The 12,711-nt window shown below is 58.9% G+C and carries 12 protein-coding genes and 1 riboswitch; of the genes, 2 read left to right on the forward strand and 10 right to left on the reverse strand.

Translation table 11 applies throughout. The features are described 5' to 3' along the window. Positions 1-36: 36 nt before the first annotated feature. Genes ACM66T_RS06055 through ACM66T_RS06070 form a run of 4 tightly spaced genes read right to left on the reverse strand, consistent with a single transcriptional unit; the run spans position 37 to position 4,137 of the window. On the reverse strand, positions 37-1,080 hold the full coding sequence (locus ACM66T_RS06055) for a succinylglutamate desuccinylase/aspartoacylase family protein (RefSeq protein ID WP_231021137.1): 1,044 nt from the start codon (positions 1,078-1,080) through the stop codon (positions 37-39). A 13-nt stretch (positions 1,081-1,093) separates the two neighbouring features. Next, positions 1,094-2,005 carry a 30S ribosomal protein S6--L-glutamate ligase gene (rimK, locus tag ACM66T_RS06060; RefSeq protein ID WP_231021138.1) on the reverse strand — a complete coding sequence of 304 codons (912 nt, stop codon included), beginning with the start codon at positions 2,003-2,005 and terminating at the stop codon, positions 1,094-1,096. Beyond that, on the reverse strand, positions 2,002-2,442 hold the full coding sequence (locus ACM66T_RS06065; RefSeq protein WP_416768897.1) for an ATP-dependent zinc protease: 441 nt from the start codon (positions 2,440-2,442) through the stop codon (positions 2,002-2,004). Before ACM66T_RS06065 ends, rimK begins: the two co-directional genes overlap by 4 nt. 42 nt (positions 2,443-2,484) lie before the next feature. Next, positions 2,485-4,137, reverse strand: coding sequence for a Na/Pi cotransporter family protein (locus ACM66T_RS06070; RefSeq protein ID WP_231021140.1), 1,653 nt, complete (start codon positions 4,135-4,137; stop codon positions 2,485-2,487). Positions 4,138-4,267: 130 nt separating this feature from the next. Between ACM66T_RS06070 and ACM66T_RS06075 the strand changes: the two genes are divergently transcribed. Continuing rightward, the gene (locus ACM66T_RS06075; protein ID WP_231021141.1) at positions 4,268-5,452 is read left to right on the forward strand and encodes a saccharopine dehydrogenase family protein; all 1,185 of its coding nucleotides are present in this window, start codon (positions 4,268-4,270) and stop codon (positions 5,450-5,452) included. On the opposite strand, the gene ACM66T_RS06080 is transcribed toward ACM66T_RS06075, so the two are convergent. Continuing rightward, entirely contained in the window at positions 5,394-6,374 is a 981-nt protein-coding gene (locus ACM66T_RS06080) for a glucosaminidase domain-containing protein (RefSeq protein WP_231021142.1), read from the reverse strand. The two genes, ACM66T_RS06075 and ACM66T_RS06080, sit on opposite strands and share 59 nt — an antisense overlap. Before the next feature lie 28 nt (positions 6,375-6,402). Between ACM66T_RS06080 and nspC the strand changes: the two genes are divergently transcribed. Beyond that, entirely contained in the window at positions 6,403-7,539 is a 1,137-nt protein-coding gene (gene nspC / locus ACM66T_RS06085) for a carboxynorspermidine decarboxylase (protein WP_231021143.1), read from the forward strand. Positions 7,540-7,561: 22 nt separating this feature from the next. Here the strand turns inward: nspC and ACM66T_RS06090 are convergent, their stop codons facing one another. The 5 genes from ACM66T_RS06090 to ACM66T_RS06110 form a co-directional block, all read right to left on the reverse strand. Continuing rightward, complete coding sequence (locus ACM66T_RS06090) at positions 7,562-8,803, reverse strand: HD-GYP domain-containing protein (RefSeq protein ID WP_231021144.1); 1,242 nt, start codon at positions 8,801-8,803, stop codon at positions 7,562-7,564. 87 nt (positions 8,804-8,890) lie between these two features. Continuing rightward, on the reverse strand, positions 8,891-10,282 hold the full coding sequence (locus ACM66T_RS06095; protein ID WP_231021145.1) for a Do family serine endopeptidase: 1,392 nt from the start codon (positions 10,280-10,282) through the stop codon (positions 8,891-8,893). 67 nt (positions 10,283-10,349) lie between these two features. Next, positions 10,350-10,556 (reverse strand): hypothetical protein, encoded by a 207-nt coding sequence (locus ACM66T_RS06100; RefSeq protein WP_231021146.1) that lies wholly within the window; start codon positions 10,554-10,556, stop codon positions 10,350-10,352. Positions 10,557-10,648: 92 nt separating this feature from the next. Then, complete coding sequence (gene pdxA, locus ACM66T_RS06105; RefSeq protein WP_231021147.1) at positions 10,649-11,584, reverse strand: 4-hydroxythreonine-4-phosphate dehydrogenase; 936 nt, start codon at positions 11,582-11,584, stop codon at positions 10,649-10,651. Then, positions 11,581-12,363 (reverse strand): pyridoxine 5'-phosphate synthase, encoded by a 783-nt coding sequence (locus ACM66T_RS06110; RefSeq protein WP_231021226.1) that lies wholly within the window; start codon positions 12,361-12,363, stop codon positions 11,581-11,583. The genes pdxA and ACM66T_RS06110 overlap by 4 nt, the downstream gene beginning before the upstream one ends. Positions 12,364-12,608: 245 nt before the next feature. After that, positions 12,609-12,707: riboswitch (guanidine-I (ykkC/yxkD leader) on the forward strand. Positions 12,708-12,711: the final 4 nt, after the last annotated feature.

The raw sequence follows: 12,711 nt of genomic DNA on the forward strand, positions 1-12,711 counted from the left end.
GAAAAAGCGTCAAGGGCACCTGCCGCAATGGCCTGGCTATATCAGCGGCGGGTCCTGCAACAGGGAAGGCATCGCTTCGCCGACGGCGCTTTCGTCCAGGGCTTCCAGGGCCTCCAGGTGGGAAATGGAGTGGGCCTTTTCCTTGGTGGCGATATGGAAGATTGCATCCCCTTCGTAGACCAGCGGCGTCTCCAGCCGTCCGATGATGATCCCGTCAAATTCGGCATACACCTCGATCACCTCCTGCTGCAGCGGCACGTCGATCTGCGCGAGCAGTTCACCCTCTTTGACGAAACTTCCCGGACCTTTGAAACTGCGCATCAGCCCGCTTTGGGGCGATCGGAGCCATTTGCTGCTGTTGACGGTGACGGTCGGCAGCTTTTTGGGGGTATAGGTGGTTTTCGGCAGCATACCCAGATGGCGCATGACGTGGACGATCCCCTTCAGCCCGGTGCGGATGGAGAGCTCGTCGTAGCGCAGCGCCTCACCCCCTTCGTAGAGCAGAATAGGCACACCCTTTTCCACGGCTGCTTCACGCAGCGAACCGTCGCGCAGCGCGGAGTGCATCAGGACAGGCGCACGGAACGCCTCGGCCATTGCCAGCGTCGTCTCATCTTCAAGGTTGGCCCGCACCTGCGGGAAGTTCGAGCGGTGGACGGCGCCGGTATGCAGGTCGATTCCCGCGTCGGATTTGTCGACGATCTCGTCCATGAAGATCTTAGCGACCCTGGAGGCGAGACTCCCTTTCTGCATGCCGGGGAAGGAGCGGTTGAGATCGCGTCGGTCGGGGAGATAGCGCGAATGCTGGATCAGACCGTAGGGGTTGACGACGGGGACGGCCACGATGGTGCCGCGGAGTTTGGCGAGCTGGGGGAGCTGCAGCAGGCGGCGGATGATCTCGATACCGTTGAGTTCATCCCCGTGCACGGTTGCACTGACAAACAGGGTCGGACCCTTGCGCTTTCCCCGTACGACCTCGACCGGCATATCGATCCGTTTTTCGGAGTAGAGGGCGGGCAGGGGAATGGGAATGACTTTGCGCTCCCCCCTGGCGACGGTAATACCTGCTATCTCGAACATGGCGTCATCCCCTTTACATTGGTGAAAGCCTCGGCTTTTTGGCGCGGGGCTTGCTGCTGGCCTTTTCAAGGTGCTGGATAATGAGACCGGCGATGTCTTTGCCGGAGGCGCTTTCGATGCCCTTGAGCCCGGGGGAGGAGTTGACTTCCATGATGAGCGGGCCGCGTTTGGAACGGAGCATATCGACGCCGCAGACCTGCAGCCCCATCGCTTTGGCGGCGGCAACGGCGGCCGCGCGTTCGTCGGGGGTGATCTTGATCACTTTGGCGCTGCCGCCGCGGTGCAGGTTGGAGCGGAACTCCCCCTCGGGCCCCTGGCGTTTCATCGCGGCAACGACCCTGTCGCCGATGACAAGGCAGCGGATGTCCGCGCCGCCCGCCTCCTTGATGAACTCCTGGACCATGATGTTGGCGTTGAGTCCCATGAAGGCCTGGATGACGCTCTCGGCGGCCTTTTTCGTTTCGGCCAGGACGACGCCGATTCCCTGGGTCCCTTCGAGGAGTTTGATCACGACCGGCGCACCTCCGACCATATTGAGCACATCTTCGATGTCGTCGGGATTGCGGGCGAAGCCGGTGACGGGCATGCCGACCCCTTTGCGCGCCAGCAGCTGCATGGAGCGCAGTTTGTCGCGGGCACGGCTGATGGCGATGGAGTCGTTCAGCGGGTGCAGTCCCATCACCTCGAACTGGCGCAGTACCGCCGTCCCGTAGAAGGTGATCGAGGCGCCGATGCGGGGGATGACGGCGTCAAACCCCAAGAGGTCTTCACCCTTGTAGTGCATCGATGGGCGGTCGGAGGTGATGTTCATATAGCAGCGCAGGGTGTCGATGACCTCGACCTCGTGTCCGCGCTCCTGGGCCGCTTCGACAAGACGGCGGGTCGAGTAGAGGTTTCTGTTGCGTGATAGAATGGCAATTTTCATTCGGCGGGCTCCCCGGTAAGATAAGAGGCATCGGGATCGACTACGAAACGTTTTTCCATGGCGCGGCGGCCAAGCAGCATTCGGAACACCATCGTGTCGCGGTTGGTGAGGGTGATCTCGGCGTCAAAGGTCTCATTTCCGATACGGATCGGCGTCAGGATGACGTAGCGCTCCTCCCGGTGACCGCCCGAATCGCTGACGGTGCGCACATCAAAGAGTTCGGCAACGCACTCGACGACCGTCTCCGTGTCGTTTTGATTCGGGTGCAGTCCGAACCGCACCATCTTTTTGCCTTCACGCTCGAAGGCTTCGACGTAAAAGGCATGGAGGGCGGACGTTTTGGCCCCGGTGTCGATTTTACAGTTGACGGCGTCGACGCCCAGTGCCGGGAGTCCAACCTGTTCACGCCAGCCGATAACCTGTTTATCCTGCTTCATTTGGTTTGCTCTTGTATCAAAGTTTAATCCTACCATTATAGGTCATGATTGATTAAGAAGAGGCCCCTTGGGCAAGGCGTTGCGCAGGGACTTCGTAAAGCTCTTGACCAGGTGCAGGGCATTGACGGTGATCGTCGTCATTTCCGAAGGGATCGCAGGGTTTTTGGCGATGGCTTCGATCACCTCCATGCTGTTTTTGTAGGAGTTGGCCACCCGCCTGTAGGTCTCCTCCAGCACTTCGCGTTCCGCTTCGGCGCCCTGGGCGACGGCGTGATAGGCCAGGACGCTTTTGAGGATCTGATAGCGGAGGTCTTTGTAGAAGGACTGCTCCTCGGGCGAAGCGGCATCGTAGAGGCGTTCAATGTCGTAGAGCATATCTTTGATCGCCTTGGCGGCGGTGGCCAGGTAGGCGATGGTACGCTGCAGTGCCAGGAGCTGCACCTGCTGCTCCTGTTGGGGGCAGTTCGGGGCGAGCAGGATGATGTAGCGGTAGATCTCCCCCTCATGCCGGCGGATATTCGAGTAGAGCCGGTCAAAAGCGATGTCGAAGTGCTTGGGCGGGGCTTCCAGAAGCTTGTCGACGGAAAGTCCCGCTTCAAACGCTTTGGGCGGCGAGATGTCGATGGCGAGCAGGGCGAACTCCTCGACCCGCTGGGACAGGGTCGCCACTTCGTTTTCCAGGGCGTCTATCGCCATGTCCGGGACCGTGACCGCCACCTTGTGAATCCACTTGGTCACCTGCAGCGGTTCTTTTTTGAACGTCCGCATCAAGAGACGTTCAAGCAGAGGGATAAAAGGGTACCAGAGCAGGACGCCCAGCAGATTGAACAGCGTGTGGAATAGCGCGATCTTGACGACGCCGTCCGCGCCGGCGGCGAAGCGGTCGATCCCCCAGATCAGTGCGCCCATCAGCAGCAGTGCCGCCGCCGCCGTCGAAATATTGAAGAGGACATGGGCCAGCGCCGTTCTTTTCTTGTCGGATGTGCCGCCGAGGGCGCCGAGAATGGCGGTGACCGTTGTCCCGAGGTTGGCACCGATGACGAAAGCTGCCGCAGTAGGAAAAGCGATAATGCCGGTATAAAGGGCGCTCTGGGCGATGGCGATGGCGGCGGAGCTGGACTGGATCAGGGCGGTAAGGGCGAAGCCGATCAGCACGAACCAGTAGGGGTGCCAGGTCTGAAATGCCGTCAGGTCAAAGGTCTCCGCAAAGCCGCCGAAGCTCCCTTTCATCCCTTCAAGGCCCAGAAAAAGCAGCCCGAAGCCGACCATGACGCCGAAATGTTTTTTCCAGCGGCTGTCCGAGGAGACGAGCACGCTGCCAAGCCCCCCGATGCCGATCAGCAGGTACGAGAGCAGACGGATGTCGAGTTTGAACCCCACCAGGGCCACGATCCATGCCGTGACGGTGGTGCCGAGATTCGCGCCGAAAACGACGGCGATCGCCCCACCGAGGCTCATCAGCTGTGCCCCGACGAGCGACAGCGCCATCAGGGTGACGACGGAGGAGCTCTGAAAGATGGCCGTCGCGCCCAGCCCCGTCATCAGGCTGCGCAGAGGCGTACCGGTCGCGCGCTGGACGATGCTTCTGAAGGCATGGCCGGCGGACTGGCGGATCTGACTCTCCAGGAAGAGCATCCCGAAGAGAAAAAGCCCGAGTCCGGAGAACGCTTCCACCCAGAGGATGAATGACGGCATGCCGCTCCTTTCTGCACGATTTAAGACAGTATAGCAAGATTACGGTCCGGCGACAATCGGCCTGTTTTCGGGGGCTGCTTAAACGGAAATAGGTTACTATTTTAAGTGAATTTATTGACGAGGTAGAAGAATGGCTACTGTATTGATTATCGGTGCGGGCGGCGTCGGCCGCGTGGTGACGCACAAGTGCGTTATGAACAGCGAAACGTTTACAAAGATTGTCCTGGCGAGCCGCAGACTTGAGAGCTGCAAGGCGATTGCGGACGAACTCCCGGACGGTGCCGTCGCGATTGAGCAGGTCAATGCGGACAGCGTCGAAGAGACGGCTGCCCTCATCAAAAAGGTCAAGGCCGACATCGTCATCAACGTGGCGCTTCCCTATCAGGACCTCTCTATCATGGATGCCTGTACCCTGACGGGCGTCGACTACCTGGATACGGCGAACTACGAGCATCCGGACGAAGCGAAGTTCGAGTACAAGGAGCAGTGGGCCCGCGACGCGGCATTCAAACAGGCGGGGATCATGGGTCTGCTGGGCAGCGGCTTCGACCCGGGTGCGACCAACGTCTTCTGCGCCTACGCCCAGAAACACTACTTCGACGAGATCCACACCATCGACATCCTTGACTGCAATGCCGGCGATCACGGCTACCCTTTTGCGACGAACTTCAACCCGGAGATCAACCTCCGCGAAGTGAGCGCGAAGGGGCGCTACTGGGAAGAGGGCGAGTGGATCGAGACGGATCCGATGCAGATCCATATGAGCTGGGACTACCCGGAAATCGGGCCAAAAGAGAGCTATCTGCTCTACCATGAAGAGATGGAGTCGCTTGTCAAGCACATCAAGGGGCTTAAGCGCATCCGCTTCTTTATGACCTTCGGCGAGAGCTACCTGACCCACATGAAGTGTCTGGAGAACGTCGGGATGCTGGGAATAGAACCGGTGGAGCACCAGGGGCAGAAGATCGTCCCGATCGAGTTCCTCCGTACCCTGCTGCCCGATCCCGCGTCCCTGGGGCCGCGTACCAAGGGCAAGACGAACATCGGCATCGTCGCCGAAGGGCTCAAAGACGGCAAGAAACGCAAAGTCTACATCTACCAGGTGAAAGATCACGAGGCGTGCTATGCCGAGGTTAAATCACAGGGCGTTTCCTATACGACGGGCGTCCCTGCGATGATCGGCGCGAAACTGATGCTGGAGAAAAAGTGGTATGAGAAGGGGGTCTGGAATATGGAACAGTTCGACCCCGACCCGTTTATGGACGAAATGAACGCGCAGGGCTTACCGTGGAAAGTCCAGGAGCTGGACGCGTAAGGTTCGTCTCCGGCTCCTCCTCGCAGGGGACCGGTTCCCTCTCCTCTCCCTCCACTTTGACTTCATTGAGCGCGCACATCTGCTGTTCAGAGGCTTTTTTCTTCTCGGCTTCCTCCATTTTCTGCGCCACATACTCCGGAACGATATCGACCAGCGCGATCGGCGCGTAGGAGGGCGTATCGTAGGTGTAGAGCTTGTTGGCTTTCATGACGTAATAGAGGCGGGCGACATATTCGTCGCGCAGCTCCGAGTAGCGGCGCAGGTGGCGCAGCAGCTCGAAGGGGTTGTCGGTTTGGTAGCGTGCGCGCCGGAAGCCGCTGTAGGCGTATCCTTTGCCGATCATCTTGAAATAGCCGCGGATCGCGTCGTTGAGGGTGGCGAACTTCTTCACATAGATCGTCTTGGTGCCGCGCTGCTCCGAGGCGGCGATCCTGGGCTCATGCTTGTTATACGACCAGATCCCGAAAACGTTATTGGCCACCTTGAAGAAACGCGAGCTTCCCCATCCGGTCTCCAGCGCTGCCTGTGCGATAACGAGGCTGACCGGGTGCGTATGCATACTGCGCAGCAGACAGGGGTATCCGGCAACGTTGTAGCGCTGCATCTGCTCCTGGAGCCACGCCTCTTCCGCAGTCGTGCGCCCGGGTTTGTTTATCAGCATTTTCGCCCGGGCGTATTCGGCATCGAGTTCGGCTTTGACCGCCTGCACCGCGGGGAGGATCTGGCGGATAAACCGGTCTTTTCTCTCGCGGGCACTCAGCGTAGGCTCCGGGTACAGCACGGGGTTGGCCGTGACCGTTTCGGTCCCGTTCGGGGCCTCGACAGGTTCATTTTCGGCGGGGGAAGAGGTTATAATATCGTAGAGTGTATAGAGGGTGAAAGCAAGCGCGATGGCCGCGACACCCAGTATGAATTTTTGCATGGACGGGATTATATCGAAAAGTAACACGATGAAAAAGTATTATGACGTTGAAACACCGGTTTATATTTGTGAAGAGGTGCGTCTCGCAGCGAACCTCGCGCTGCTCGATCGCGTCCAGCGCGAGAGCGGCGCGAAGATCATCCTGGCGCTCAAAGGCTTTGCGATGTGGTCGACCTTCGACCTTGTCGGACGTTACCTGCAGGGGTGCACCGCCAGCGGCCTGCACGAAGCAAAGCTGGCGCGGGAGAAGATGAACAAAGAGGTGCATACCTACTCCCCCGCCTATAAAGAGCGGGATATCGATGAGATCGCGGCGATCTCCGACCATATCGTCTTCAACTCCCCGGACCAGCTGGCGCGTTTCTATGATCGTGTCAAAAGCGTCAACCCGGGCATTTCCGTCTCCCTGCGCGTCAACCCGGAATACTCCTCGTCGCCGGTCGACCTCTACAACCCCTGTGGGCTTTACAGCCGTCTGGGAACGACGGCGGCCAACTTTGACGCGGCACAGCTTCCAAAACTCGACGGGCTGAATTTCCATGCGTTGTGTGAACAGAACGTCGATGCCCTTGAAGGGGTCCTCGAAGCCTTCGAAGCGAAGTTCGGCACTTATATCGACGGGCTCGAGTACATCAATTTCGGCGGGGGGCACCACATCACGCGGGCTGATTACGACGTCGAGCGCCTGATCGAGGTGATACGCGCTTTCCGCGAGCGCCACAACGGGATCACGGTCTACCTGGAACCGGGCGAAGCGGTCGGGTGGCAGACCGGACCGCTGGTCGCGACGGTGCTCGATATCGTGCATAACGGGATGGACATCGCCATCCTCGACATCTCCGCCGAGGCGCATATGCCCGACACCCTGGCCATGCCGTACCGCGCCGAGGTGCGCGATGCTGCCGAGACCGGGGAAAAACCTTATACCTACCGTCTCGGCGGCAATACCTGCCTGGCGGGGGACATCATGGGGGACTACGCCTTCGATGCGCCGCTGCAAGTAGGGGACCAGATCGTTTTCGAGGATCAGATCCACTACACCTTCGTCAAAAACACGACCTTCAACGGCGTGCAGCTTCCTTCACTGGCCATCCTGCGGCAAAACGGCCAGATGGAGATCGTCAAGCAGTTCGGCTACGAAACCTACCGCGACCGTCTCTCCTGACCAACGTTTTCCCTGAAGGAGATCATAGCCTGTTGATGTAGGGTTCGACCTCTTTTTGCAGCATCGCTTCGAGTTCCTCCGCATTCCGGTCCAGTGTCTCGCGGTAGATCCCGGGCGCGATGCGTATGAACACTGCGACGATGGCAGGGTCGAAGTGGGTCCCGGAATGGTTTTTGATGTAGTCGAGGGAGGCCTCGAGCGTCATGGGTGCTTTATAGGGGCGGCGTGAGCTCAGGGCGTCAAAGACGTCGGCGACGCTGAAGATGCGCGCTTCCAGGGGGATCGCCTCCCCGCGCAGGCCGTGGGGATACCCGCTGCCGTCATACTTCTCATGGTGGCCGGCGATCACGCTCCCGGCGTTGGAAAGCCAGGTGACATGACTGACGATTTCCAACCCTTTCTCGACATGGCTTTTCATCAGCTCGAACTCATCGGCGGTCAATTTGTCCGGTTTTAGCAAAATAGCGTCCGGGATGCCGATTTTGCCGATGTCATGGAGATAGGCGCCGAGGATGATATTGGCAATGTGCTTTTGACTGCAACACTGTAGCGCCTCGGCAAGCCTCAACGTATAGAGCGTGACTCGGAAACTATGGCTTGACGTGCCGCTGTCACGCTGGGCAACGGCGCTGCCGAGCGCGGAAACGGTCCCGAAATAGCTGCGGATCAACTCACTGTTTTTGAGACGAAGCTGCCGATAGTAGAAGAGGATCATCGGAAAGAGGGCGAGGGCGAAAACCGCACCGGTCGCGAGCACAAGCCAGAGCGCGTTGGCATAATGTTCACGCATGCGCCGGATGATGCCCTCGTCGACGGGGAGTACGCCGCGGAAAGCCCTGACGACATGCCGCCCGAAAGGATTCTTGATCTGGGCCGGTCCGGTGGCGAAAACAAGGTAGGGGGAGCGGTCATGATCGATCAACGTGAAATTCTCCTCTTCACCGGCCGGCAGAGCCGGCAACGGTGTCTTGTCCTTAAGCGAAGCCCAATTGCCGGAGGCGAAGGTGTGCAGCAGACGCCCCTTCCCGTCATAGGCTTCAAGATAGGGGATCTGCATGCTCTGCAGCACTTCACGCATCTCTTCACTGACCGGTTCGGATTCATCCATCGCCAGATGTGCACGTACCTGCGTCATAACGTCCGCAAAGCGCTGACTGACATAATCTTCCATCCGCGAATGGTGCTGTTGGTACACCGTGGCAAACATGATGCCGATGACAATGAGGTAGGCAATAATTATGCGTAGCGTAAACGAGAGGAGCATGGTGGGCGTCTCCGGTACATTGTATCACCCTCTATTGTAACGCATTAGGGTGCCGGATCCCAATGCCCGGGATCACCGGGGCACGGCCTAGGGGAGGGCGACGACGTAGACCTGCCCCTTACGGTAGACGTAGACACGATTGAGCTGCCCTCTGGCGTTTTTGCGCGCTTTGACAAGGGAAGCCATGTCGGTCACAGGGGTATTCTCCAGCTGGACGATGATGTCTCCGGGCCGGACACCCTGCATCGCCGCATCGCTCTCGGCATCCACTTCGGTGACAAGGACCCCCTCGACGTCATCGGGTATCCGCAGGCGGTAACGCTGCTGTGCGTCGATGTTCTGCAGACTGACCCCTTTAAAGACGGCGTCGGCGTCGCTCGTGTCGTGTTCGCCCAGGTCGGTCAGATGGACATAGACGCTGTCGGTGCCCCCGTCGCGTTCATAGGTGATCTTGACGCGGCTTCCGGGACGGTACATTCCGACCCTGTTCTTCAGGTCGGCGGCATTGCGGATCGGCTGGCCGTCGACGGCGATAATGAGGTCTCCCCGTTTCAGCCCCGCCTTTGCCGCCGGCGAATCGACAACGATATCGTTGAGTAGGGCGCCTTGTTCATGTTTGTACAGCGACTGAAGCTCTTTGGTCATGTTGCCGATGCTGACGCCGAGATAGCCCCGCGTAACGCTGCCGTCCTCGATCAGTTTTTTGGCGATGCTTTTGACCATATCGACCTCGATGGCAAAGCCGATCCCGTTGTTGCCGCCGCTGCGGGTGATGATGGCGGAGTTGATACCGATCAGCGCCCCGCGGCTGTCGACGAGGGCACCGCCGGAGTTCCCGGGGTTGATGGAGGCATCGGTCTGGATGAAGTTCTCGTACTCGTTGATCCCGATGCCGCTTTTATGCTGGGCCGAAACGATCCCCTGCGAGACGCTGAGACCGACGCCGAAGGGGTTGCCGATCGCAAAGACGATATCCCCGATCTGTAGCTCGGCGGAGCTGCCCATCCGGATCGGCGTCAGCCCCTCCGCGTCGATCCGGATGACGGCGATGTCCGATTTGGGGTCGCTGCCGACAAGCTTGGCACGGTACTCCTTTTGGGAATCCGGCAGTTTGACCATGATGGTGTCGGCATCTTCGACGACGTGGTTGTTGGTGACGATGTAGCCGTCTGCCGTGACGATGACACCGGAACCGAGGCTCTGACGGTGGGGGTTGGGATTGTACCGCCGGCCGAAGAACTGTTCAAAGAAAGGGTGCATCTGTTCCATGTACTTCTGCGAGCGTGTCTGTTTCGATGAGATGTAGACGATGGAGGCTTTCGCCCGCTCGACGGCAGGACTGAATGAGAGCACCTCATTGGGACCGTTGGGCATCACCCGCTTGGTCACCGGGGGCATCTCGTCAAAGGTGACGGCCGCGGCCTGGAGGGTCAGCACGGCGGAAAGAATGGAACTGAGTAGTAGGTATCTTCTGGGCATCGATCATCCTTTGAAAAGTGGAATAACCCAGTATAGAACGCGCTATTTAATCGTGTGTAAACAGTTGCTACTCGTAGCGGAACAGGTCGGAGTCGCTGTAGGTGGAGTCTTCCGAGATATAGGCGTCGGGGTGGGCGTCAAGAATTTTTTTCGCCTCGTCCGTGCTGGTACATTTTCCCAGAAGCTCCTCGTACTCGAAGGGGCCGCTGGCCAGATTGATGCGCTTACGCTGTTTGATAATGTAGATATGCTGCTTGACTTTTTCCGTTCCCATCAGTCAACCCTAAAATAGTTTGGTATAGATAGATTCTAGTGTGAAAATGTCAATTTAATATCACAAATAATTATAAAATAAATGAAAGTTTTTTAGAGGAGTCTCAGGGCGGTATCGACGGCATTGCGGTAACTGTTGAGGCGTGCTTTGCCGCGGTAGGCGATATCGAACGCGGTACCGTGGTCGACGGAGGTGCGGACAATGGGAAGGTTCAGCGAGATGTTGACGCTTTCGTCGAAATAGAGGGCCTTGAGGGGCGCGAGCCCCTGGTCGTGGTACATGGCCACGATATGACGGTGCACGGAGCGGAAAGTCGGGGTAAAGGCGGCATCGGGAACGACAGGCCCGAAAAAGGGACGTCCGTCGCATTTAAACCCTTTTGTGGCGATCGTGTCATTGGCCAGGGCGATGGCCGCTTCGATCTCCCGCTCCTCATCCCCGAGTACGCCGTTGTCCCCGGCATGGGGATTGAGCCCCAGCACGGCCATATCATCGAAGCCGGTGGCCCGGTAGAGGTCGACGAGAAAACGCGCAAGGGCGTTGCGCTCGATCTTCGCCGGTACCTCTTTGAGCGGAACGTGTTCGGTAAAGAGCGCGACGTAGAGCTGGTTGCACCCCAGCATCATGATCGCTTCCTGCTCGAAATGATCACGGAGCAGATCGGTATGACCTTTGTAGGTGATGCCCGCCTGCATCCACGCCTCTTTGTGGATCGGAAGGGTGACGATGGCATCCGTTTCGCCCGCTTCGGTCAGCGCGATCGCCTTGACAAAGGAGGCGTGGCTGTAGCGCCCGGCATCGGCGGTGACGCATCCGGGCTTGATGGCGACGGGGAGCCCAAGGGGGACCATGTTGAAATCATCGGGCAGCTGCATGCCCAGCAGGGATGCCGCCTCCGCCATGACCTCCGGGTCGACGCAGTAATAGGGGTGGCAGACGTCGGCGATCTGCGGATGGGTCCGCAGGGCGATCTCCGGGCCGACCCCGTTCGGATCACCGATGCTGACGGCGAGGCGCGGCAGGCTCATCGGACGAGCAGCGCTTTCATATCGCGCACTGCGGCAGCAAGCCCTGAGAAGACAGAGCGTGCAATAATGCTCTGGCCGATATTGAGCTCCGTGATCTCTGCAATGGCCCTGATGGCCTGCACGTTGTGGTAGTTCAGCCCATGGCCCGCGGCGACTTCGAGGCCGATGGAGTGGGCGTGTTCCGCGCTCTGGCGCAGGGCGTCGACAGCGGCTTCGAGGCGGCGCTGCAGGTCGTCGCGCGGCAGTTCGAGGTCGGGCATGCTGTGGCGGGTATAGGGGAGGGCGGAGTGGAGCATCGCATAGATATTCGCGTAGGTTCCCGTGTGGAGTTCCACCATCTCCGCTTCCAGGGCCTTGGACTGCTCCATAATGTGTGCTGAGGGGTCGACGAAGAGCGATACGGGGATCCCGGCATCGTGAAGCTGGTCGATCGCGTCGGAGACGGCGGTGCTTTGGCCGATGACGTCAAGCCCGCCTTCGGTGGTCACCTCTTCGCGGTTTTCCGGTACGAGGGTGGCGCGGTGGGGACGGAGTTCACAGACGATATCGATGATCGACTGGTTGATGGAGCACTCCAGGTTGACCGGCAGCGGCGAGGAGGCGATGATCTTCTGGGCGTCTTCGTCGTGGATATGGCGGCGGTCTTCACGGAGGTGGATGGTGATCTGGTCCGCGCCGTTCTGGGCGCAGAGGGCAAGAGCCATCAGCGGGTCGGGATCATTGATGCGGCGCGCTTCGCGCAATACGGCGATGTGGTCGATATTGACGCCGAGCTGGATGGGACGGTGATCCTGGGGCATGAAACTCCTTCTCTCCTCTAGCGAATGGTCATGAAATTATATCCATATTAACAGATAAAATCGGTAAAAGGGAGCGGGCCGTTTTCGCGTGCTGGGCACAAAAGTTGTTACTGTTTTTAATAGTGATTATTTTTTAACCACTAAATTCCTTGACCTGTTTGATAAAAATGTTATACTGACACCCAGAAAGCATGTCACGAGGTTGTTTAACCTCACCACTGTCCACAATAGGCGGCTAGGGTTCCGGCGGGTTACCGTGTCTGGTCCGAGAGCTGTCGACCTCTTGAGTAGGGGTTACACGGAGGGATAAAAGCCCGGGAGGTTTCA

This window comes from Sulfurimonas sp. ST-25 (assembly GCF_048079205.1).
Taxonomy (GTDB): Bacteria; Campylobacterota; Campylobacteria; order Campylobacterales; family Sulfurimonadaceae; genus Thiomicrolovo; species Thiomicrolovo sulfuroxydans.

What these genes read in the sequence shown, in the direction of transcription:
- ACM66T_RS06100 (WP_231021146.1), bottom strand. Translation starts at nt 10,556, where the DNA reads ATGGGAACGGAAAAAGTCAAGCAGCATATCTACATTATCAAACAGCGT.
- ACM66T_RS06065 (WP_416768897.1), bottom strand. Translation starts at nt 2,442, where the DNA reads ATGAAGCAGGATAAACAGGTTATCGGCTGGCGTGAACAGGTTGGACTC.
- ACM66T_RS06075 (WP_231021141.1), top strand. Translation starts at nt 4,268, where the DNA reads ATGGCTACTGTATTGATTATCGGTGCGGGCGGCGTCGGCCGCGTGGTG.
- ACM66T_RS06055 (WP_231021137.1), bottom strand. Translation starts at nt 1,080, where the DNA reads ATGTTCGAGATAGCAGGTATTACCGTCGCCAGGGGGGAGCGCAAAGTC.
- ACM66T_RS06095 (WP_231021145.1), bottom strand. Translation starts at nt 10,282, where the DNA reads ATGCCCAGAAGATACCTACTACTCAGTTCCATTCTTTCCGCCGTGCTG.
- ACM66T_RS06090 (WP_231021144.1), bottom strand. Translation starts at nt 8,803, where the DNA reads ATGCTCCTCTCGTTTACGCTACGCATAATTATTGCCTACCTCATTGTC.
- nspC (WP_231021143.1), top strand. Translation starts at nt 6,403, where the DNA reads ATGAAAAAGTATTATGACGTTGAAACACCGGTTTATATTTGTGAAGAG.
- ACM66T_RS06070 (WP_231021140.1), bottom strand. Translation starts at nt 4,137, where the DNA reads ATGCCGTCATTCATCCTCTGGGTGGAAGCGTTCTCCGGACTCGGGCTT.
- pdxA (WP_231021147.1), bottom strand. Translation starts at nt 11,584, where the DNA reads ATGAGCCTGCCGCGCCTCGCCGTCAGCATCGGTGATCCGAACGGGGTC.
- ACM66T_RS06080 (WP_231021142.1), bottom strand. Translation starts at nt 6,374, where the DNA reads ATGCAAAAATTCATACTGGGTGTCGCGGCCATCGCGCTTGCTTTCACC.
- rimK (WP_231021138.1), bottom strand. Translation starts at nt 2,005, where the DNA reads ATGAAAATTGCCATTCTATCACGCAACAGAAACCTCTACTCGACCCGC.